This window comes from Streptomyces sp. NPDC012637 (assembly GCF_042954805.1).
Taxonomy (GTDB): Bacteria; Actinomycetota; Actinomycetes; order Streptomycetales; family Streptomycetaceae; genus Streptomyces.
Genome location: NZ_JBIBDS010000006.1, coordinates 481,457 through 500,753, shown reverse-complemented (window position 1 = coordinate 500,753; position 19,297 = coordinate 481,457). Strand labels below are relative to the sequence as shown.

At 73.6% G+C, this 19,297-nt stretch carries 20 protein-coding genes and 1 pseudogene; 14 read left to right on the top strand and 7 right to left on the bottom strand.

The window, feature by feature from the left end; translation table 11 throughout:
• Positions 1 to 136: 136 nt before the first annotated feature.
• Positions 137 to 1,606 (top strand): carboxylesterase family protein, encoded by a 1,470-nt coding sequence (locus ACFY8W_RS25345; RefSeq protein WP_391109354.1) that lies wholly within the window; start codon positions 137 to 139, stop codon positions 1,604 to 1,606.
• 137 nt (positions 1,607 to 1,743) lie between these two features.
• On the opposite strand, the gene ACFY8W_RS25340 is transcribed toward ACFY8W_RS25345, so the two are convergent.
• On the bottom strand, positions 1,744 to 2,268 hold the full coding sequence (locus ACFY8W_RS25340) for a GNAT family N-acetyltransferase (protein WP_391109351.1): 525 nt from the start codon (positions 2,266 to 2,268) through the stop codon (positions 1,744 to 1,746).
• Between the two features lie 117 nt (positions 2,269 to 2,385).
• Here ACFY8W_RS25340 and ACFY8W_RS25335 point away from each other — a divergent pair, with 117 nt between their 5' ends.
• Positions 2,386 to 3,081, top strand: a complete 696-nt coding sequence (locus ACFY8W_RS25335) for an RraA family protein (protein ID WP_391109348.1) — start codon at positions 2,386 to 2,388, stop codon at positions 3,079 to 3,081.
• A gap of 34 nt (positions 3,082 to 3,115) precedes the next feature.
• On the opposite strand, the gene ACFY8W_RS25330 is transcribed toward ACFY8W_RS25335, so the two are convergent.
• Both ACFY8W_RS25330 and ACFY8W_RS25325 read right to left on the bottom strand, forming a co-directional pair.
• A complete protein-coding gene (locus tag ACFY8W_RS25330; RefSeq protein WP_391109345.1) occupies positions 3,116 to 3,559 on the bottom strand; it encodes an OsmC family protein in 444 nt (147 codons plus the stop codon).
• Positions 3,560 to 3,625: 66 nt separating this feature from the next.
• On the bottom strand, positions 3,626 to 4,429 hold the full coding sequence (locus ACFY8W_RS25325) for a gamma-glutamyl-gamma-aminobutyrate hydrolase family protein (protein WP_391109342.1): 804 nt from the start codon (positions 4,427 to 4,429) through the stop codon (positions 3,626 to 3,628).
• 528 nt (positions 4,430 to 4,957) lie between these two features.
• Here ACFY8W_RS25325 and ACFY8W_RS25320 point away from each other — a divergent pair.
• The 6 genes from ACFY8W_RS25320 to ACFY8W_RS25295 all read left to right on the top strand — a co-directional run bounded on the left by ACFY8W_RS25320 (position 4,958) and on the right by ACFY8W_RS25295 (position 10,401).
• On the top strand, positions 4,958 to 5,233 hold the full coding sequence (locus tag ACFY8W_RS25320; RefSeq protein ID WP_391109339.1) for a hypothetical protein: 276 nt from the start codon (positions 4,958 to 4,960) through the stop codon (positions 5,231 to 5,233).
• An 11-nt stretch (positions 5,234 to 5,244) separates the two neighbouring features.
• The gene (locus ACFY8W_RS25315; RefSeq protein WP_391109336.1) at positions 5,245 to 5,700 is read left to right on the top strand and encodes a glutaredoxin domain-containing protein; all 456 of its coding nucleotides are present in this window, start codon (positions 5,245 to 5,247) and stop codon (positions 5,698 to 5,700) included.
• A gap of 163 nt (positions 5,701 to 5,863) precedes the next feature.
• Positions 5,864 to 8,239: a molybdopterin cofactor-binding domain-containing protein gene (locus ACFY8W_RS25310; protein ID WP_391109333.1), complete on the top strand. Its 2,376-nt coding sequence runs from the start codon at positions 5,864 to 5,866 to the stop codon at positions 8,237 to 8,239.
• 38 nt (positions 8,240 to 8,277) lie between these two features.
• Positions 8,278 to 8,757 carry a 2Fe-2S iron-sulfur cluster-binding protein gene (locus ACFY8W_RS25305; protein WP_391109331.1) on the top strand — a complete coding sequence of 160 codons (480 nt, stop codon included), beginning with the start codon at positions 8,278 to 8,280 and terminating at the stop codon, positions 8,755 to 8,757.
• Positions 8,758 to 8,801: 44 nt separating this feature from the next.
• Positions 8,802 to 9,377 carry a dihydrofolate reductase family protein gene (locus ACFY8W_RS25300; protein WP_391109329.1) on the top strand — a complete coding sequence of 192 codons (576 nt, stop codon included), beginning with the start codon at positions 8,802 to 8,804 and terminating at the stop codon, positions 9,375 to 9,377.
• Positions 9,378 to 9,630: 253 nt separating this feature from the next.
• Positions 9,631 to 10,401, top strand: coding sequence for a hypothetical protein (locus ACFY8W_RS25295; protein ID WP_391109326.1), 771 nt, complete (start codon positions 9,631 to 9,633; stop codon positions 10,399 to 10,401).
• Positions 10,402 to 10,436: 35 nt separating this feature from the next.
• Here the strand turns inward: ACFY8W_RS25295 and ACFY8W_RS25290 are convergent, their stop codons facing one another.
• On the bottom strand, positions 10,437 to 10,835 hold the full coding sequence (locus ACFY8W_RS25290) for a hypothetical protein (RefSeq protein WP_391109323.1): 399 nt from the start codon (positions 10,833 to 10,835) through the stop codon (positions 10,437 to 10,439).
• Positions 10,836 to 10,950: 115 nt separating this feature from the next.
• Here ACFY8W_RS25290 and ACFY8W_RS25285 point away from each other — a divergent pair, with 115 nt between their 5' ends.
• From ACFY8W_RS25285 to ACFY8W_RS25270, 4 genes and pseudogenes are all read left to right on the top strand, one after another.
• Positions 10,951 to 11,385, top strand: a complete 435-nt coding sequence (locus ACFY8W_RS25285; protein ID WP_391109681.1) for a MarR family transcriptional regulator — start codon at positions 10,951 to 10,953, stop codon at positions 11,383 to 11,385.
• 221 nt (positions 11,386 to 11,606) lie between these two features.
• On the top strand, positions 11,607 to 12,263 hold the full coding sequence (locus ACFY8W_RS25280) for a maleylpyruvate isomerase N-terminal domain-containing protein (protein ID WP_391109320.1): 657 nt from the start codon (positions 11,607 to 11,609) through the stop codon (positions 12,261 to 12,263).
• Between the two features lie 572 nt (positions 12,264 to 12,835).
• Positions 12,836 to 13,363 (top strand): annotated as a pseudogene (locus ACFY8W_RS25275) (sensor histidine kinase); the annotation flags it as partial.
• Positions 13,360 to 14,046 (top strand): response regulator, encoded by a 687-nt coding sequence (locus ACFY8W_RS25270; protein ID WP_391109317.1) that lies wholly within the window; start codon positions 13,360 to 13,362, stop codon positions 14,044 to 14,046. The pseudogene ACFY8W_RS25275 and the gene ACFY8W_RS25270, both read left to right, overlap by 4 nt.
• Before the next feature lie 93 nt (positions 14,047 to 14,139).
• On the opposite strand, the gene ACFY8W_RS25265 is transcribed toward ACFY8W_RS25270, so the two are convergent.
• Positions 14,140 to 14,952, bottom strand: coding sequence for a hypothetical protein (locus ACFY8W_RS25265; protein WP_391109315.1), 813 nt, complete (start codon positions 14,950 to 14,952; stop codon positions 14,140 to 14,142).
• Positions 14,952 to 16,247 carry a VWA domain-containing protein gene (locus ACFY8W_RS25260; RefSeq protein WP_391109314.1) on the bottom strand — a complete coding sequence of 432 codons (1,296 nt, stop codon included), beginning with the start codon at positions 16,245 to 16,247 and terminating at the stop codon, positions 14,952 to 14,954. Before ACFY8W_RS25260 ends, ACFY8W_RS25265 begins: the two co-directional genes overlap by 1 nt.
• A 197-nt stretch (positions 16,248 to 16,444) precedes the next feature.
• Here ACFY8W_RS25260 and ACFY8W_RS25255 point away from each other — a divergent pair, with 197 nt between their 5' ends.
• Positions 16,445 to 17,116 (top strand): FCD domain-containing protein, encoded by a 672-nt coding sequence (locus ACFY8W_RS25255; protein WP_391109310.1) that lies wholly within the window; start codon positions 16,445 to 16,447, stop codon positions 17,114 to 17,116.
• Positions 17,117 to 17,147: 31 nt separating this feature from the next.
• Here ACFY8W_RS25255 and ACFY8W_RS25250 read toward each other — a convergent pair whose 3' ends face one another.
• Positions 17,148 to 17,864: an NAD(P)H-dependent oxidoreductase gene (locus ACFY8W_RS25250; protein WP_391109307.1), complete on the bottom strand. Its 717-nt coding sequence runs from the start codon at positions 17,862 to 17,864 to the stop codon at positions 17,148 to 17,150.
• A 378-nt stretch (positions 17,865 to 18,242) separates the two neighbouring features.
• Between ACFY8W_RS25250 and ACFY8W_RS25245 the strand changes: the two genes are divergently transcribed.
• Positions 18,243 to 19,196, top strand: coding sequence for a hypothetical protein (locus ACFY8W_RS25245; protein WP_391109304.1), 954 nt, complete (start codon positions 18,243 to 18,245; stop codon positions 19,194 to 19,196).
• Positions 19,197 to 19,297: the final 101 nt, after the last annotated feature.

Here is a 19,297-nt window from a genome sequence, read left to right as displayed (position 1 = left end):
CGCGGTCCCGAGGTGAACGCAGCGACGCGGCGGAGGACCTTGGGCCATGCTAGTGACACGTGTAAGTTCCTCATGTCACCCTTGTTTCACAGCACCGAGAACGCGGCCGCCGCACGCCAGGCCAGGAAGGCGCAACATGTCCCTGGAGACCCCCTTGGACGCCCCCCTCGTCACGACGACCCGCGGTCCCGTCCGCGGCGAGCGGCGGCCGGACGGAAGCTGCCGCTTCCTCGGCATCCCGTACGCCAAGCCGCCCGTCGGCGCGCTGCGGTTCGCCGCGCCCGAGCCGCCGGAGCCGTGGACCGAGCCGCTGGACGCCACCGCGTACGGGCCGACGGCGCAGCGCAGGCCGTTCGCCGACGTGACCACCATCCCCGAGCCGTCGATCCCCGGCGAGGGCGTCCTCAACCTGAACGTCTTCACCCCCGCAGCCGGCCCGGAGGCCGGGCCCGGACTCCCCGTGCTCGTCTGGATCCACGGCGGCGGTTACGTCGCGGGCTCGGCCGCGAGCCCCTGGTACGACGGCGCCGCGTTCAACCGCGACGGTGTCGTGCTCGTCTCGCTCGGCTACCGGCTCGGCATCGAGGGCTTCCTGCACCTGGACGACGCGCCGGACAACCGCGGTGTACGGGACTGGATCGCGGCCCTGGAGTGGGTGCGGGACAACATCGCCCGTTTCGGCGGGGACCCCGCCAAGGTGACCGTCGCCGGCCAGTCGGCGGGCGGCGGCGCCGTCCAGACCCTGCTCGCCGTGCCGTCGGCCCAGGGGCTGTTCCGTGGGGCGCTCTCGGTCTCCGGGGCCGTGATGCGGCCCGACGGACCGGAGGTGGCCCGAGCCGTCTCGCGCCTCTTCACCTCCCGTACGGGCCGGCCCGCCACGGCCGCCGCGCTCCGGGAGCTGAGCGACGACGAGCTGCTCGACCTCCAGGACCGGCTCGGGGAGCCCGGCCCCGACAGGGAGGGACTGCCGCCGATGCTCTCCCTCGCGCCCTTCGCCGACGGCGAGCTCATCCCCGAGCCGGTCCTGGACGCGCTCACGACGGGCGACGCGGGCGCCGGAGTGCCGCTGATGCTGGGCTTCACGGCGCACGAGTTCAACATGGTCCCCGGGCCCGGCCAGGACGGCCCGCCGCTGCCCGTGCTGCTCGGCGGCCTCGGCCTCACCGGCGAGCGGGCCGCCGCGTTCGCGGAGACGTACGCGGAGACCGATCCCGCCGGTCACTTCGGCCAGGCCCTGACCGACGTCACCTTCCGTGCCCCGTCCCTCGCGGTCGCCGACGCCCGCGCGGAGCGTGAACGGCCCACCTGGCTCTACCAGTTCGAGTGGCCGTCACCCGTCAACGGCCAGGCCTGCCACTGCCTGGACCTGCCCTTCGCCTTCGACCTGCTCGAAGCCGACGGCGTCGGGGCCGCCGCCGGCCCGACTCCGCCCCGCTCCCTGGCCGACGCCGTGCACCGGGCCTGGGTCGCCTTCGTGACCGACCAGAACCCGGGCCCGGACTGGCCCGCGTACACCGCGACCACCCGCGCGACGAAGATCTGGGACGCCACCCCGCGCACGGAGAAGGACCCGCTGCGCGCGGTCCGCGAGATCTGGCTCGTCTGACCCGCGCGGCCACGCGATCGACTCACCCGGTTCGGGCGACTCAAGCGACTCATGCGACTCATGCGGCACGCATGGTCGCGCTCGCGCGGCTCACGCGGCTCACGCCACCACTCCCGTGAGTCCACTCGCTCCGCGCGTCACGCGGGCGCCGCGTAGCAGTGCAGGGTGACCGTCCGGCCCCGGCCCCACTGCTGCCGGACCGTGGTCAGGCGGTGCCAGCCCAGGCGTTCGTACAGGGCGACCGCGGACGTGTCCGAGGCGACGACGTCGAGGACCGGGTGCAGGGCGCGGCGGCGGGCCTCGGCCGTGGCCTCGGCGATCAGGCGGGCGCCGAGGCGGTGGCTCCGTGCCCGTGGGGCGACGAAGAGTCTGCCGAGGACTGCCGTCGCGTCGCGGGCCGCGCCCGTCCGCTCGCTCCAGGCGGCCGGTGCGAGATCGTCCTCGGCGGCGGTCGACAGGGTGACGTGGGCTACGGGACGGCCGTCCAGTTCGCCCACCCATGCGCCGAGCACGGAGTCGCCGCGCAGCCAGTCGGCGGGACGGGCCGGCCAGTCCAGCGGGTAGCCGTCGTGGCGGTGGACGTCCGCGAGGGCACGCACGCACGCCTCGATGTCTTCGTCGGTCCGCCGCCGGACACGGCACAGGGTCTCTTCCGTCACCACCCCGGGATTCCACCACGACGGCACGCAGCCGGGCCAACTGCCGTCCATCGGCCCTTTTCCGGGGCCGTGAGACGGATAGCATCCGGACGGCCGCCCGACGCCGACGATGGGAAAGCCATGCTCAAGCGCTTCGCCGAGCTGTCCACTCCGCTGGTCGCCGACGCCTGCGTGCGGCTCGGGGTGCCGCTGCGGGCCGCGCCCGCGGGGATCGTGCCGGTGCTGCCCCGACGGCGGCTCGCCGGCCGGGCGCTGCCCGTACGGCACTACGGCAGCGTCGACGTGTTCCTCGAGGCCTTCACCGCTTACGCGGTCCCCGGCGACGTGCTGGTCATCGACAACGAGGGTCGCACCGACGAGGCCTGCATCGGCGATCTCGCCGTCCTGGAGGCGGAGGCGGCAGGTGTCGCCGGGGTCGTCGTCTGGGGGCTGCACCGCGACACGCCCGACCTGCTGGAGATCGGGCTGCCCGTCTTCTCGTACGGCGCCCACGCCCCCGGGCCGGTACGGCTCGACCCGCGCGGCCCGGAGGCCCTGCGGAGCGCCCGCTTCGGGGAGCACACGGTGGGCGCCGCCGACGTGGTGTTCGCCGACGACGACGGCGTCCTGTTCGTGGCGGCCGACCGGGTCGGCGCCGTGCTCGACGCCGCCGAGGGTATTTTCCGCACCGAGCGGAACCAGGCCCGGCGGATCAGGGCGGGGGAGACCCTCCGCGACCAGACCCGCTTCGCCGAGTACCTGGAGCGGCGCGAGCAGGACCCCTCGTACAGCTTCCGGCAGCACCTGCGGCGGATCGGCGGAGCCATCGAGGAGTGATTCCGGGCGCGGGCCGCGTGCGCGCCCGTACGGCTCAGCCGGCCCGGAAGCCCGTCGTCCCGTCCGGGAGGACCGCCTCGACCTCGGCGCCGTGCTCGACGGTCCGGCTGACCGTGCAGTACTTCTCGTGCGTGAGCCGCACGCCCCGGGCGAACACGTCAGCCGCCCGCGGGTTGTTGTCCGGCAGCTCGAACTCGTAGCTCACCCGGATCCGCCCGATCCTGCCGTCGTCCTCGGGACCGGCCACGCCCTCCACCACGATCCTCAGGTCGTCGTGGTCGACGGCCCGCGCCGTGCGGTCGATCACCAGGCCGCCGCAGCCGCCCATCGCCGCCAGCAGCAGTTCGACGGGCGTGAACGACGGCTGCGCGTCCGCGTCGTCGGCGGCGGCGATCCGTACCTCGGCGCCCCGGTCGTTTCGGGCGGTCCAGGTGCGGTAACCGGTGCGGACGGTCTCGATGCGGTACTCGTCGGCCATGGCGGCGGGCTCTCCTCGGTGGTGCGGGACACGGAATCGGGACATCGGTGACGCCGGTCCATCCCATCACTCCTCGCCGGGCGGAGCCGACACGGGCACGCGCGCGTCCCGCACCACCGCGCCCCACGCCGCCGCCACCGCGCCCCACACCCGGCGCAGCCGCTGCTCCGCGTCCCGTACCGAGCCGACGACCACGTCCGGGTCGATCCCCGCGCCGCGCACCTGGGGTTCGTCGACCGAGGCCCAGAACGCGACCGTGTCGGCGAGCACCTCCGGGTGGAACTGCACGCCCCACGCGCGCGGCCCGACCCGGAATGCCTGGTGCGCGCAGTCGTCACCGGCCAGCAACGGCACGGCCCCGGGCGGAAGTTCGCCGATCTCGTCCCAGTGCCACTGAGCGGCGGGCGCGCCCTCCGGCACCGCGCCGAGGACCGGGTCGTCCTCGGCGGCGGGCAGCCGGCGCAGCGGTACGGTGCCGAGCTCCGGGCCACGGGACCGGCGGACGACCCGGCCGCCGAGTGCGTGGGCCATGATCTGACCGCCCAGGCAGATGCCGAGCACCGGAACCCGCCCCTCACCCTCGACCGCCTCCCGGACCAGTGCCCTGACCCGCGGCAGCCAGGGCGCTGCGGCGTCGTCCTCGCAGTTGGCCGAACCGCCGAGGACGAGCAGCCCGGCCCAGCCGTCCAGGGACGCGGGCAGCGCCTCGCCCCGCCAGGGGTGGACGACCCGCAGGTCGAGCCCGGCCGCGCGCAGCCGCTCGCCGACGAGCCCGGGCCCGGCACCGTCCTCGTGCTGCACCACCAGGACGAGGTGGCCGGGGCGGACGGGGCTGCCAGAGCGGCCGGTGTCCGTGGAAGTGTCGGTCACAGTCTTCGCGCTTCCGTGGTCCCGGGGGCCCGACCGTCCGTCGCCGGTCGTCCATGCCCGTGATGAGGACACCAGGGTTGCTGAGGAATCGTTCCGGCGCGGCCGGTTTCGCGGACTTGCCTCGGAGCGGGCCGGCTGACCGCTGCCGGGAGCCGACGCCGTCGGGTCGCGGAGCGGGCACGTCGCTCCGAGAGGGGCGCAAAGGGCGGGTACAGCCGCTGAGTCCGGTCCCGGTCGCCGGTCCTGAGTGATGGACTCGATTGCCGGTCCCGAGTGTCGAGGCCGAGTGCGGGGCTGGAGTGATGGTCCCGTGTGCCGGTCCGGCGTGATGGTGCCGAGTGCCGCGGCCGAGTGCCGGTCCCGCGCACCGTCGTTCAGTGCCGTGGCCGAGCGCCGTCGCCAGCCTCCCGGCTGAGTACGGACGCCCTGCGGTCTGAGTACCCGGCCGCGTGGGTCGCCGCCCGCTGCCCCGGCAGTTGAGTACGGCGCCCGATGCCCCCGGCCGCGGCCGGCTGGTGGACTGTCGTCATGACCGACGACGCCCCGCGCATCCGCCCACTCCGCAACGTCACCGCCACGGCCACCGCCACCGGCTCGGCGCTCGCCGTGGCGCTGCTGCCCATCGTGGTCGGTGCGCTGCTCGCCCGTACGGCGGGCGGGGATCCGATGGTCTCCGTCAACGCGCTGATCGCCGGCGGCGGCCAGCGGGCCCGGCTCTCGCGCGCACAGCTGCGGGCCTCCCGCGGCCGGGCCGTCGCGACGGCCCGCGGGGTCCTGGCCAATTCCGCGCTGCGCGAGCGATAGCCTGCATGTTCATGACGCGTGCTTGGCTTCTGCCGATTCTGTTGGGGCTCTGCGGCGCACTGCTCGCCGTCGGGATGTTCGTCAGGGGCGACACCGGCCCCGCCGTGGTGCTCCTGGTGGGCTTCCTGGTGCTCGCGGGTGCGAACTCGCCGCTGCTGTTCCCGCGGTCGGTCGGCGCGTCGGAGGCGAAGCGACGCAGCGCGGAGGACGGGCGTCCGGTCGTCTACTGGCGCGCGGGCTGCCCGTTCTGCATGAGCCTTCGCGTGCGGCTCGGCCGGGACGCACGCCGCGTGCACTGGGTCGACATCTGGCGGGACCCGGAGGGCGCGGCGGAGGTGAGGGCGGCCAACGACGGGAACGAGACCGTTCCGACGGTCTTCGTGGCGGGCCGGCCGCACACCAATCCCGACGTCGAGTGGGTGCGCGCGCAGCTGCCGCCGCCCTCCTCCCGCTCCCGGGCCCGGTGACTCTTCCCGCCCCTGGGAGCCCGGTCCGCCCGTCCTCGTCACGTGAGGGCCTGACGGGTCAGGCGTGAAGGCTGCGCGGTTCCGGCTCCGCGGCGGGTCCGAACGGGTGATGATCACCTCGGCACATCCATGCCCCCCGCCGACGTCGAAAGGGCCACTCCTCATGGCAGCGCAGGACCGCGCACCCCAACCCGGACAGGAAGCCGAACCGCCACGCGGCGGACGAGCCCTGGGCCGCCGCCGGTTCCTCGGGTACGTACTCGCGGCGCCGACCCTCACCGTCGCCGCCCGGATCGGCACCGAGGCCCTCGCGCCCACGCCCGCGGCCGCCGCCGTCCCCGCCGCGGCTCCCGCCGTCGTGCCGTCGCTCCCGGGGCCCGCCGAGATCCTCGACCTCAACGACCTGCTCACCGCCGCCGCGCTGCCCACGGCGAACCTCATCACCATCCGCCTCGACCCGGACGGCACCGCCCACTTCGCGCTGCCCCGCGCCGAGGTCGGCCAGGGCATCACGACCTCCACCGCGATGATCGTGGCCGAGGAGCTCGACCTGCCCCTCGACCGGGTCAGGGTCACCCTCGCCGACGCCCGCCCCGAGCTGCTCTTCAACCAGCTCACCGGCGGCTCCAACACCACCATCTCCACCTTCACCCCGATCCGCGTCGCCGCCGCCGTCGCCCGCGACCGGCTGCTGCGCGCCGCCGCACTCGAACTCGGCGAGGCCGTCTCCACCCTCACCGCCAAGGCCGGGACCATCACCTCCGCCGCCGGGGTCCGCCTGAGCTACGGTGAACTCGCCGTCAGGGCAGCCGCCCTGACGGACACCCAGGTCGCGGTCACCCTCAAGGACCCGGACGACTTCACCGTGATCGGCACCGCCCAGCGGCGCCTGGACGCACTCGCCGCCGTGACCGGCCGCAAGACCTTCGCCATGGACGTCCAGGTCCCCGACGCGCTGCCGACGATGGTCTGCCGCCCGCCCACGATCAACGGCACCGTGCGCTCCGTCGACAACCTGGCCGAGGTCGCGGCCATGCCCGGCATCACCGACGTCGTCACCGTCTCGACCGGAGTCGCCGTCCGCGGCCGCACCTTCGGCCAGTGCATCGACGCGGTTCGCGCCCTCGAGGTCAGCTGGGGCCCGGGCACGGCAGAGGGGGCCTCCGACGCGACCGTCCTGGAGAAGCTGCGCCGGGCCGAACTGCCCCTCGTCGTACCGCCGCTCGACCTGCTCACCAAGTCCGTCGACGTGCGTTTCACCTTCCACTTCGCCAGCAACGGCGCCCTGGAGACCAACTGCGCGGTCGCCGACGTGCGCCCCGGCTCCGCCGAGATCTGGGCCGGCCTCAAGTCGCCGGTCGTCGCCCAGGAGAAGATCGCGCTCCAGCTCGGCCTGCCGGTGAGCGCCGTGAAGGTCCATGTCACCGAGGGCGGCGGCTCCTTCGGCCGCAAGCTCTTCCACGACGCCGCCGGCGAGGCCGCCGAGATCTCCCGGGCCATGGGCAAGCCCGTCCGGCTGATGTGGCACCGCACCGACGACTTCCGGCAGGGCCGTACGCACCCGATGTCGACCTCCCGGGTGCGCGCCACGTACGCGCTCGGCGAGGTCCTCACGTACGAGCAGCGGCACACCTCCGTCGCCACCGACTTCGGTCACGGCGTCGGCGAGATCATCACCTCCGAGGCGGCGAAGCTCCCGGTCGGGGACCTCACGTTCTCCGAGACGATGTTCCAGCTCACCCAGTCGAGCCCCTACCACTTCGGGGTGACCACGCAGCTGCTCAACGAGGTCGACCACGGCTTCAACACCGGCTCCATGCGCGGCATCTACTCACCCAACGTGCGCACCGCCCAGGAACTCGTCGTCGACGCCCTCGCCGCGCGCATGGGACTGGACCCGCTCGCCTTCCGCCGCCGCTTCCTCAAGGACGAGCGGACCCGCGCCGTGCTCGACAAGGTCGCCGAACTCGGGCGCTGGGGACGGCAGATGGAGCCAGGGACCGCGCAGGGCATCGCGATCCACCCCGAGTACCACTCCGTCGTCGCCGTCCTCGCCGAGATCGACTGCCGTCCCGCGACCACCGGACGGAAGGTGCCCGACGCGTACACCGGTCCGCGGGTCACCAAGGTCGTCTGCGCCGTCGACGTCGGCCTCGCCGTCAACCCGCGCGGCCTGGAAGCCCAGATGATGGGCGGCATCAACGACGGCATCGCCCTCACGCTCACCTCCGGCCTCCACCTCAAGGACGGCCATTTCCTGGAGAGCAGCTGGGACAACTACTTCTACACCCGGCAGTGGAACACGCCGCCGGAGCTGGAGATCGTCGTCATGCCGTCGACCGGCGACAAGCCCGGCGGCGCCGGCGAGCTGGCAGTCGCCGCCTCAGCGGCCGCCGTCGCCTGCGCCTACGGCCGGGCCACCGGCACGATGCCGACGACGTTCCCCGTCAATCACACGGCGCCGCTGCCCTTCACCCCGCTGCCCACCGTGCCCCCGATCCCCGCCGCCCCCACCGACGGCCGCGACCGCGCCCTCTGAGCCGCCGCGCCCGAGCGCACCGCAGAACAGGAGCCACCGTGCCCCAGCACACCTTCATCCTCAACGGCAAGGCCGTCACCGCGGAGGTCGAGGACGACGTCCGGCTGCTCTGGGTGCTCCGTGACGTCCTCGGCGTCACCGGACCCAAGTACGGATGCGGCGTCGGCGTCTGCAAGGCCTGTACGAGCCACCTCAACGGCAAGGCCTTCACCCCCTGCTCCGTCCCCGTGAAGGAGCTCGCGGACGGCGACGAGGTCACCACCATCGAGGGCCTGCCAGGCACCGTCGGCAAGGACCTGCACCCGATGCAGGAGGCCTGGCTCGACATCGACGTCGCCCAGTGCGGCTACTGCCAGCCCGGCCAGATCATGACCGCCGTGGCGGCCGTCCGGCGCGCCCACGAGGCCGGCCGGGAGATCGACGACGCCGATCTCGACCAGATCCGCAACATCTGCCGTTGCGGCACCTATAACCGTATCCGTGAGGCCATCAAGGAGGGCGCCCGCCGCATGGCCTGAGACCGGTGGCAGGGCGGCCTCCGTGAACCCAGGGAGTGTCGGCCGTGCCGGGAAAGATCGTCCAGTTCACCACCATCTCCCTCGACGGCTACATCGAGGGGGAGGGCCACGACATCAGCTGGCACCGGGTCGACGAGGCGCTCCACCTGCACCTCAACGAGGAACTCGCCGCCATGGGCGGGTTCCTCAGCGGCCGGCGGACGCACATGCTGATGGCCGGGTTCTGGCCCACCGCCGACGCCGACCCGGAGTGCGGCCCCGCGATGCGGGAGTTCGCCGGGATCTGGCGCTCGACCCCGAAGGTCGTCTACTCCACGACGCTGGAACGGGCCGACTGGAACACCACCGTGGTGCCCCGTGTGGACGCCGACGAGGTCCGCGCCCTCGCGGCCGCCGCCGACGGCGACCTCGCCCTCAGCGGCGCGGAGCTCTCCGCCGCCTTCCGCGACCTGGACCTGATCGACGCCTACCAGCTCTACGTCGATCCCGTCCTCGTCGGCCGCGGCACCCCGCTCTTCCCGCCCGCGGACACGGGCGCCTCCCTGCGCCTGGAGCGGACCCGGACCTTCGGCAACGGCGTGGTGCTGCTGAGGTACGAGCGCGAGCGCGAGCAGGGCTAGGTCCTGTCGTCAAACCCCCGTCGTCGCCCGAGGGCGGCCCTGCGGCGTCAGGTGCGTGCATGGCGTCGCGGGGCAGGCGGGAGTTCGACGACAGGACCCAGGCCGGCCGGGAGTCGGGCCCGGAGCCCGTGCCCTTCGTGATCACGGTCCGGCGCGGGCAGGAACCACGCACCCCGTCCGTCCGTCATCCCACGGGGGTGACCACGGACGCGACACCCCTTGCGTTCTTCATCACCGAGGTACGAGGAGAGACATGGCCGACACCGTCCACTCACTGTCCGACCGTCTTCACGAGGTGCTGGTGACGTTCCTGACCGACGGTGCCGGCGCGGCGGCCACCACGGGCCTCCACGACGTCGTCGCGCGCGCCTCGGCGCTCGGACCCGACGGCACCTGGCTCGTCGCCGCGGGCCACGCGAGCCTGGGCGGTCTGGCCTGTGTGTACGGACAGAAGGACCAGGCCGTCCTCCACTTCGACGCCGCCGTGGCAGCCGGCTACAACGACTGCGTGGCGCTCCACGCCGCCCTCATACGCCCGCTGCACGACGATCCCCGCTTCCGGTCCCTGTACCAGCGGATGCGCATCACCCAGGCCGACCTCGACGAGTTCTTCTGGCTGCACCAGGAGATGCAGATCACCGTGCAGGAAGCCCAGGCGGCGAGCCTCGACGACATCGGCCGCCTCGACACCGGGGTGTCGCTGCTCCCGCTGGCCCCCCTGCCGACCCGCGCACCGAACACCCCCGGTGTCCTGGCCGCCCGCATGGAACTCGCCGCGGTGCAGACGGCAGTCCGGCAGGCCGCCGTGAAGGCGGAGTTCCAGCGGAGCGCCGGCAACACCAGCCTCGGTCTCATCGACGACTCATGGGACGAGGACCGCGCCAGGCGCGATGCCCGCCACGCCGACGACCTGGAGTCCCAGCGCCTGCGGGCCGCGCAGGCCCGGACCTTCGTCGAGCGTCCCGGCGCCGGCACCGTGCTCATGCCCTGCCCGCCGCTGGGCTCGATCGTCCACCCGGGCTGACGAGGCCCGTCGGCCGCCGGCGCGCCGGCAGGTGCTCAGGCCCCGGTCAGCCAGTCTTCCTGAAGACCGTCGAGGACGAACCCGTTCTCGAAGCGCACCCGGTATCCGCCCCGATCGCCGACGACGGAGTCGAACGCTCCCTGCTGGATGAGCCGTTGACGGAGGTCGTCGAGCAGGGCGGTCGTGAAGCTGTCGAACCGGTTGGCGCCGAGCTGCTGGTCGAAGCTCGCGAGCGCCTCCTGGGCCGGGCCGCCGGCTCCTCTCGCCGAGCCCGTGACGACTCCCTCCAGGCCCTCGGCCAGGAACAGCGGGCCGGGGCCGCCGGCCCCGGCCGCCGCTGTGTTCCCGGTGACCTGTACGTCCCTGGTCAGTCTCACCTTCGCGCCGGTCTCGTACGGCATGCGCGTACCCCCTCCGATCGTGGTCGTGACCATGGTGAGCGTAGTCGAGAAAGCCCTAGTTCGTGGGGCGAATTTCCTGCTCGGGTGAGGTTATGGGGGCTTTCCGGTGGCCTATTCTGGGCCGATGGGGAAGTCCACGGATGGGAAAATGGGAGTCGTCGCCGCACTGGTGCGCTCCTCGTTCCTGGTGAACGCGGTGTACGCGGAGTCGAGCAGGGAGTACGGGATCACGCCGCAGCAGGGACAGCTGCTGTGCGTGCTGATGCCCAGGCCGTACGGGATGGGCGAACTCGGCGCGGTCCTGGGCCTGGCGAAGTCCAGCCTCACCGGGCTCGTCGACCGGACCGCGCAGCGCGGGCTGGTGCGGCGCGAGCCCGATCCGGAGGACGGCCGGGCGGTGCGGATCGTGCTCACCGAGGAGGGCGGGCGGCTCGCCGACGCCTTCTGCCGGGAGGCCTGCCGGCGGATCGACCTGCTGCCCTCGGGGCTCGAGCCGGGCGAGCGCGAGCGGCTCGCGGAGCTCCTCGGCCGGGTCGTCCTGGACAACGAGGTGCCGGTCGTCTTCGCCGAACCGGGTGCCTGATCCCGCCGGCGCCCCGATGGCGCCGATCGCGCTGATCGCGGAGCTGGACGCGAAGCTGGGCGGTGACCGGTCGTTCGAGAACCTGAAGCGGCACCAGACAAAGAGCCACCTGGTTCGTGCCGCGCATATTAGTAGTTCGTTGCGCGAACTGTAATGTTGCGGCTGATTTTCCATGGCCGGAAATCGCGTGTGAGCGGTGGCGGCGCTGATATTTTGCGGAGGTGGATCACTTCTCACAGGCCTGGAACGCCCTGCGCGCGGCGGTCGCCGGACTCGCCGGAGAGGACTTCGCCCGGCCCTCCGGCTGCACCGGATGGCTCGTCCGCGACCTGGTGTGCCACCTCGTCATCGACGCCCAGGACGTCCTCATCACGCTCGCGACGCCCGCCGACGCCCCACCCACCCGCGACGCCGCGAGCTACTGGGAGGTCTCCGACGCGCCGCCGTCCGGCGACGACCCGCTCGACGCGCTGACCGTACGGCTCGCCGCCGCCTACCAGGACCCCGAACTCCTGAAGTTCCACCTCGACGACGTCGGTTCCGCCGCCGGCCGTGCCGCCGTCCTCGCGGACCCGGACCTCACGGTCGGCACGCGCGGCGAGGTGCTCACCGTCGCCGACTACCTCTCCGCCTACGTCCTGGAGTGGACGCTGCACCACCTCGACCTCGTGGCCCACCTCCCGCACGCACCCCGACCGCCGGCAGCGAGCCTGAGCCGCGCCCGCGAACTCCTCGAACGCATCGCCGGCGCGCCGTTCCCCGCCGCGCTGTCCGACACGGACACCCTGCTCGTGGCCACCGGCCGCCGCCCACCCGCCCCCACGGAGCGGACCGCCCTGGCCGCGACGACGGCACGGCTCCCGCTCTTCCTCGGCTGACCATCGGCCCCGCGGGCCGTCCCGTCGCCCGTCACTCCGTCGGTCCGCTCCGGTCCCTCCGCGGGGAGTCCAAGCAACCGAACGGCGCAGGGCGGCATTGATGAACCGTCATACCCGAGAGCCACCTGTCGGGTTGGCGCCCCGGCGGGACGCCGACGACAGAGGGCGCTTCCTAACGTCCGTAGCGGAACGAACCCCGGTACGGAAGGAATCGCCCCATGGCGTCCCTCGCTCGCCCCCCACGGACAACCCGCGCCCCCGGGCGGCCCGCCTCCGTCGTGCGCTGCTCGCCGCGCTCGTCACCGCCGCCGTCGCGGTGCCGGTCGCGGGGGCGGCGAGGCCAGGGGAGGTGCCGGCCCCCGCACCCCGCGCCGCCGCCCCGTTGACCGCCACCGAACCGTCGGCGCTGGCCACACAGCTCGACGCGCGGTACGCGGACCAGCGGACGGCCCTGCGTGCCGCCGCGCGGACCCCGAGACCCATGGAGCGCACGGCCGCGCGGCCTCGCTGCGGGCGATGGCCGGGCCCGGCCGCAGCTTCCTCGCGTTCGACGGGCGGAACGGCGGGCGCGGGGCATCCGGCAGAACGCCGTCGACGCGCTCACCGAACTCCGCCGCGTCCTCGGCGTGCTGCGCGGCGACGGCGCGGCCGGCGACGCCGCCGCGGGGGTACGGCACGCCCCGCAGCCCACCCTGGAGCGGCTCGGCGAACTCCTCGCGAACGTCCGAGCCGCCGGCCTCGACGTGACCGCCGAGACGCGCGGCGAGCCCCGGCCGCTCTCCCCGGGCACCGAACTCTCCGCGTACCGCATCGTGCAGGAGGCCCTGAGCAACGCCGTCCGCCACGCACCCGGCGCGCGTGCCTCGGTGCGGACCCACTACCACCGGGGCGGACTGACCGTACGGATCACCAACACCGCCCCGGCCCGCCCGCCCGGACCGGAGGCCGGCCGCGGCGGGGAACCCGGCCACGGACTGCTCGGCATGCGCGAACGCACCGCCATGCTCGGCGGAGAACTCGCCGCGGGACCCACGCCCGACGGCGGCTGGGAGGTCACCGCCACCCTGCCCGCACCCCTCGACCCCAAGGACGGTCCATGACCCACGACGGCACCGGCGACATCAGGGTGCTCATCGCCGACGACCAGGTCATGGTCCGGCAGGGCTTCACGGTCCTGCTGAACGCCGAGCCCGGCATCCGGGTCGTCGGCCAGGCCGTCGACGGGGCCGACGCCGTCGCCAAGGCCGCCGAACTCGCCCCCGACGTCGTCCTCATGGACATCCGCATGCCCGGCACCGGCGGCATCGAGGCCACCCGCGTCCTCACCGCGCCCGCCGACGCCACCGTCAAGGTCCTCGTCCTCACCACTATCGACCTGGACGAGTACGTGTACGAGGCGCTGCGCGCCGGCGCTTCCGGGTTCCTCCTGAAGGACGCGTCCGCCGAGGAACTCGCCCAGGCGGTACGGGTGGTGGCCCGTGGCGACGGGATGCTCGCGCCCAACCTCACCAAACGGCTGATCGCCGAGTTCTCCCGGCTGAGCGACGCCCCGCGTGTCCCGCTGATGGACCGCGTCGGCTCGCTGACCGAACGGGAGACCGAGGTCCTGACGCTCATCGCGCACGGCCTGTCCAACGCGGAGATCGCCGCCCGGCTGGTCGTCGGCGAGCAGACCGTGAAGACCTATGTGAGCCGGATCCTCACGAAGCTGTCGCTGCGGGACCGCACGCAGGCCGCGGTCCACGCGTACGAGACGGGTCTGGTCCGCCCCGGCGGACGCTGACGGCCACGAGGAAAGGACCGGCCCCCTGCCGCCGCAGCGACAGGGGGCCGGTCCTTTCGTTCCTGGCGGTCAGCCGGTCAGCCGGTCAGCCGGTCACGCGGTGGGCGGGACGCCGGACGGGCGGCCCGAGCCGCGCGTCAGGACGTAGCCGCCGATGCCCGCGAGCGCGGCCAGCACCCCGCCCGCGGCGGTCCACAGCCAGCGGTCGGACCACCAGCCCGAGGACCAGCCGTCCTCGGGCGCCCGGGCCTCCACCGTCTCCGGCGTCGTGGCCCCGGGCACCAGCGGCACGGCCAGGGCGCCGTCCGTCGCGTACGCACCGCCCATGTCGCGGGAGGTGGCCCCGATCCGTGCCGAGAACGGCTGGCCCGAGTCCTCCTCGGGCAGGGCGGTCGCGGTCAGCCGGACGAAGTAGCTGCCCGGCAGCGGGTCCTGGGACCAGGTGTCCGCCGCCGCCCGTACCGGCCGCAGCGTGCAGGCGAGCTCCACCGTCGCGGCTTCCTTCGCCGCGACCCGGGACTGCATGCCGTACATGCACGGCTGACGCCTGCGCAGTCCGTCGTACACGTCGATCCGCCAGGTCGACGAGCCGTGCCGCAGCGCGGTCTCGGGGAGCGTGACGGTGGCGGTGACGGTCGGCCGCTGACCGGTGTCGGCGGGGAAGACCCAGTACAGGTAGTCACCCGTGGACGCCTGCGCGGTGGCCTGCTGCTCCTGCCGGAAGAAGGCGGCGGTGCGGAAGGAGGTGCCGGCCTCGGTCGGCCCGGCCTGCGCCGCGGCGTCGCCGCTCGCGCTGCCGCTCGGGGTGGGGGTCGCCGTGTCGGCGAGTCCGGCCGCGGCGGCCGGGCCGAGCAGCGCGGCGCCGGCGAGCGCGACGGCCGTGAACAGTCTGCGTACGGTACGCATCAGTGGGTCCTCCAGACAGCGATGCGCCAGCGGGACAGCCAGCCCCAGACGAGGCCGCCGAGGAACCCGGCGAGCGCCAGGGCGCCGAGCAGCCACCAGCCGCGGCCGAGGCCGAAGGAGGCGGCGTCGGAGGCGGAGCCGGGGCCGTCGACGACGTCGATCGCGAGCTCGACGGGCATGCCGGGCGTCGTCTTCACCGACGGGGGAGCGGAGAAGGAGTTGCTGACCTGGAGGCAGACGGTCTCGGCGGCGGGCTTCGTGTCGTCGTCCATCGCCTCCTCGTCCTCCTTCTTCGGGTAGCGCAGTCCGGTGGAGATGACGTCGGTGCGCCCGTCGCCGGCCTCGGAGCCGCGGACGATCTCGCGCCCGTGCAGGGTCACGGCGCGCAGGAGCACGCCGTAGTCGTCGTGGACGGCGCGGTCGGCGGAGATGCTGACCGAGGCGCGCAGCTCCTGGCCGGGCAGCACGTCGACCCGGTACCAGCGGTGGGTGCCGATGACCTGGCGGTCGGTGTACAGGCCGGGCTTGAGGGTCGGCGCGTCGGCGCAGCGCCCGGCGCCGTCGGTGGCGACGGGCGTGACGACCGGGTCGGCGGCGCGGTCGACGAGCTGCCGCACGCGCCCGGAGAGCTCCTCGGTGCGGTGCACGGAGGTGTAGGTGCCGCCGGTCGCCTCGGCGATGCACATCAGCTGGCGACGGGTCTTGGCGTCGGGGACGAGTCCGAGGGTGTCGATGACCAGGTGGATGCCCTTGGCCGCGATGTCACGGGCCACCTCGCAGGGGTCGAGCGGGGCGCAGGTGTCCTCGCCGTCCGTGATGAGCACGATCCGCTTGGTGGCGTCGCCGCCCTTGAGGTCCTCGGCCGCGCCGAGCAGCGCCGGGCCGATCGGCGTCCACCCGGTGGGGGCGAGGGTGGCCACGGCGGTCTTGGCCTCGGTCCGGTCGAGCGGGCCGACCGGGTAGAGCTGCCGGGTGTCCTTGCAGCCCCGCTGGCGGTCCTGGCCGGGGTAGTCGGCGCCGAGGGTGCGGATGCCGAGCCGCACCTCCTGCGGGACGGCGTCCAGGACCTCGTTGAAGGCCTGCTTGGCGGCGGACATGCGGGACTGGCCGTCGATGTCGCGGGCCCGCATCGAGCCGCTGACGTCGAGCACCAGCTCGACCTTGGGCGGCTCCTTGGCGGAGTCCGCGGCGACCGGGCCGGTGTCGGCGGTGGCGGTGGTGGCCGGGAGGAACCCGACGGCCAGGGCGGCGAGCAGTGCGCAGGCCCCGGTCGCCAGCCGTTTTCTCGTGATCATCGGAGGATCGTAGGGATGATCGTCCGAAGAACCAAAACCAGGTGGGGGCAGAACCCGAACCGGTCGTGCGCCGGGCGGAAGCCCTACGGGAAAAGGGTGCTGACCGGGGGTCAGGACCGGGCGTCCCACCACCCACCCGGAACCGGAGCCGCCGCCCGGGTGGCATACCGTGAGGTGATCGACACCGGGAGGGACAGATGACCGGGACACGGCAGGCCGACCCCACCGCGCCCGCCCGCGCGGGCGGCTGGCTCCGCGACCAGGTCTGCGAGGGGCTGCGCGACCGCATCATCACCGGGCGACTCAAGCCGGGCGACCGGCTGGTCGAACGCGACGTCGCCGAGGAGTTCGGTGTCTCCCGCGTGCCCGTCCGCGAGGCCATCCGCATCCTCATCGGCGAAGGCTTCCTCCAGGCCGTCTCCCAGCGCCGGATCGTCGTCCGCCGGATGACCCGGCAGGACGTCGAGAACCTCTTCGACATGCGCGAGGCCCTGGAGGTTCTCGCCGTGCGCCGTGCCGCCGAGCGGCGCACCGACGCCGGACTCGACACCCTCGCCCGGCTCCTCGCGGAGGCCCGGGCCGCCACCGAGGACGGCGGTCCCGAACGGCTCTCCCGCGCCAACACCGCCTTCCACGCCCAGATCGTGCGCATGTCGCGCAACGAACTCCTCGTCACCACCCTCGAATCCCTCGAAGGCCGGCTCCGCTGGCTCTTCCAGCAGGTCGACGAGCCCGGGCCGCTGTGGGAGGAGCACCGGCTGCTCTACGAGGCGATCGGCGCGGGCGACGCGGACGCCGCCCAGAGCCTGGCCCTGCACCACGTCGGCCACTACCGCGAGGTGGCGCTCCGGCTGCTCTTCGAGGACTGAAACCGGGGCCGCCGGAGCGCCCGGCCGGAGCTCAGCGGTGCTCCGGGTTCTCGAAGTCGAAGCGGCAGCCGGCGTCCCACTCGGAGCGCTGGTTTCCGTGGGCGGGGATCCCGCCCGCGTCCTTGAGCATGCGGGCCAGGTGGAGCTGGTTCCAGGTCATGAAGGTGGTGTTGCGGTTGGTGAAGTCGTTGTCCGGCCCGCCCGAGCCGGGGTCGAGGTAGGAGGGTCCCGGGCCGGCCGGGCCGACCCAGCCCGCGTCGGCCTGCGGCGGGATGACGTACCCCAGGTGCTGCAGGCTGTAGATGACGTTCATCGCGCAGTGCTTGGCGCCGTCCTCGTTGCCGGTGATCAGACAGCCGCCGACCCGGCCGTAGTACGCGTACTGGCCGTCCTCGTTCAGGATCGACGAGCAGGCGTACAGGCGCTCGATCACCTTCTTCATGACCGAGGAGTTGTCTCCCAGCCATACGGGTCCAGCCAGGGTGAGGATGTCCGCGGCCATCACCTGCGAGTAGACGACGGGCCACTCGTCGGTCTCCCAGCCGTGCTCCGTCATGTCGGGCCACACACCGGTCGCGAGGTCGAGATCCACCGCTCGCAGCACCTCGACCTGGACGCCCTGGCGCTCCATGATCCCGGTGCTGATGTCGATCAGCCCCTGAGTGTGGCTGCGCTCCGGCGACCGCTTGAGGGTGCAGTTGATCACCAGCGCCCGGAGATCACGGTAGGACGAGCCGGCGTCGGTCATCGATGCATCCCCTTGCGAACGAGTAGGCGTAGGACGACCGACCACGCCCGGCCGCCGACGTCGATGGGCCCCGGGTTGGTCCGGCCGGGAATCCCGTCCACTGTCCCGCCCCGCGGAGCGGAATGGCCGGACGCCGCGCCAACGGCAGCGAAGTCGCCCCCCGATCACCCGCGTGGCGGCACCGACGACAGGTATCCCCGACTCGGACGGGGCCGCACAGCACCAGGACGTCCGCGGCCGTCGCCCCCTGAGGGCAGGGCCGCCCGGGCGGCCGGGGACTGCTCGTGGGCCGGAGGCAACGCGGGCGCCCGATCCGACGTCTGCCAAGCGGAGAACGAACTGGGCGGACCGACCCCCAGCGTGTGAAGGGACCTGCTTGTGCTCATAGGACTGCTGACCGCCGTCGCCGCCTCGGTCTGTTACGGCACGGGATCCGTCCTGCAGGCCGTCGGCTCCCGCAAGTCCGCCCGGCGCGAGGCGGCCGCGGCGGGACAGATCACCCAGCACGGCGGGCCGAGCCTGTCGTCGACCGCGAAAGCAGCGATGACCTGGGAGTTCGTCGTCGGCACCATTCTGGACTTCGTCGGCTTCGGCCTCGGCGCGCTCGCCGCCCGCATGCTTCCCCTGTTCCTCTCCCAGACCGTGATCAGCGCCAACCTGGTCATCACGGCCGTCCTCAGCGTGCGCCTGCTCGGCATCCGGCTGACCCGCGCGGAGTGGACCTCGATCGGCGTGGTCTGCTCGGCCCTGGTGCTGCTGGCGAGCGCGGCGGGCCCGGAGGGCAGCGGGCGCACCCCGATCGCGACGCACTGGTGGCTGCTCGCCGTCTCGCTGCTGCTGATGGCCGGCGGCACGGTCCTCGTACGGGTGCTCGGCGCCCGGGCGGCGATCCTCGCCGGCCTCCTGTCGGGTCTCGGCTTCGGCGCGCTCGGGGTCGGAGTGCGGATCCTGAACGGCATCGACCCCTACGACCCGGGCGCGCTCCTGACCGACCCGGCGCTGTACGCGATCCTCGTGGCCGGCGTCGGCGGCATGTACCTGCACACGGTCGCGCTGCAGATCGGCTCGGTGAACGGGGCGACGGCGGCGCTCGTGGTGGGCGAGACCGTGCTGCCCGGGATGATCGGCGTGTGGTGGCTGGGTGACGCCTCCCGCCCGGGCTTCGCCTGGCTGGCCGTCCTCGGCTTCGTGCTCGCCGTCGCGGGCGCGGTCGCGGTGGCGTGGTTCGGCGCGCCGGAGAGCCATGGGTCGGAGCCGGGGAGCGCGGGGGCGGAGCCCGACAGTCACGGGACGGCGCCCGCGAGCCCGCCGGAGCCCGCACGGGTTCCGTAGCCCGACGGAGGAGGCGGGGGCGGGCCGGGCATGTTCCCGGCACCGGCCCCCGCCTCGACGGGGACACGGCCCCTCAGGGTCCGCGAAGGACCCACGCGTCA